Origin of the sequence: Priestia sp. AB (assembly GCF_028369225.1) — a bacterium.
GTDB lineage: Bacteria > Bacillota > Bacilli > Bacillales > Bacillaceae_H > Priestia > Priestia megaterium.
On sequence record NZ_JAQMYN010000049.1, the window covers coordinates 1 to 1,682 of the forward strand.

The 1,682-nt window shown below is 54.2% G+C and carries 1 rRNA gene; it reads left to right on the forward strand.

What is annotated here, in order from left to right:
• Positions 1 to 1,681: ribosomal RNA gene (locus tag POF52_RS30890) — 23S ribosomal RNA — on the forward strand; the annotation flags it as partial.
• Between the last annotated feature and the right edge of the window lies 1 nt (position 1,682).

Consider the following 1,682-nt stretch of genomic DNA (forward strand, 5'->3'; position numbering starts at 1 on the left):
GAAGTCAGACCGTAAGGACTGGTGGAGCGCTTAGAAGTGAGAATGCCGGTATGAGTAGCGAAAGACAAGTGAGAATCTTGTCCACCGAATGCCTAAGGTTTCCTGAGGAAGGCTCGTCCGCTCAGGGTTAGTCGGGACCTAAGCCGAGGCTGAAAAGCGTAGGCGATGGCCAACAGGTTGATATTCCTGTACCACCTCCCCGCCGTTTGAGTAATGGGGGGACGCAGTAGGATAGGGTAAGCGCGCTGCTGGATATGCGCGTTCAAGCAGTTAGGCTGATGAGTAGGCAAATCCGCTCATCATAAAGGCTGAGCTGTGATGACGAGGGAATTATAGTACCGAAGTTCCTGATTCCACACTGCCAAGAAAAGCCTCTAGCGAGGCGGGAGGTGCCCGTACCGCAAACCGACACAGGTAGGCGAGGAGAGAATCCTAAGGTGATCGAGAGAACTCTCGTTAAGGAACTCGGCAAAATGACCCCGTAACTTCGGGAGAAGGGGTGCTCTGGTAGGGTGTATAGCCCGAGAGAGCCGCAGTGAATAGGCCCAGGCGACTGTTTAGCAAAAACACAGGTCTCTGCGAAGCCGCAAGGCGAAGTATAGGGGCTGACGCCTGCCCGGTGCTGGAAGGTTAAGAGGAGGGGTTATCCTTTGGGAGAAGCTCTGAATCGAAGCCCCAGTAAACGGCGGCCGTAACTATAACGGTCCTAAGGTAGCGAAATTCCTTGTCGGGTAAGTTCCGACCCGCACGAAAGGCGTAACGATCTGGGCACTGTCTCAACGAGAGACTCGGTGAAATTATAGTACCTGTGAAGATGCAGGTTACCCGCGACAGGACGGAAAGACCCCGTGGAGCTTTACTGTAGCCTGATATTGAATTTTGGTACAGCTTGTACAGGATAGGTAGGAGCCTGAGAAGCCGGAGCGCTAGCTTCGGTGGAGGCGTCGGTGGGATACTACCCTGGCTGTATTGAAATTCTAACCCGCGGCCCTGATCGGGCCGGGAGACAGTGTCAGGTGGGCAGTTTGACTGGGGCGGTCGCCTCCTAAAATGTAACGGAGGCGCCCAAAGGTTCCCTCAGAATGGTTGGAAATCATTCGTAGAGTGTAAAGGCACAAGGGAGCTTGACTGCGAGACCTACAAGTCGAGCAGGGACGAAAGTCGGGCTTAGTGATCCGGTGGTTCCGCATGGAAGGGCCATCGCTCAACGGATAAAAGCTACCCCGGGGATAACAGGCTTATCTCCCCCAAGAGTCCACATCGACGGGGAGGTTTGGCACCTCGATGTCGGCTCATCGCATCCTGGGGCTGTAGTCGGTCCCAAGGGTTGGGCTGTTCGCCCATTAAAGCGGTACGCGAGCTGGGTTCAGAACGTCGTGAGACAGTTCGGTCCCTATCCGTCGTGGGCGTAGGAAATTTGAGAGGAGCTGTCCTTAGTACGAGAGGACCGGGATGGACACACCGCTGGTGTACCAGTTGTCTTGCCAAAGGCATCGCTGGGTAGCTATGTGTGGACGGGATAAGTGCTGAAAGCATCTAAGCATGAAGCCCCCCTCAAGATGAGATTTCCCATAGCGCAAGCTAGTAAGATCCCTGAAAGATGATCAGGTTGATAGGTCAGAGGTGGAAGCGTGGCGACATGTGTAGCTGACTGATACTAATCGATCGAGGACTTAACCAAA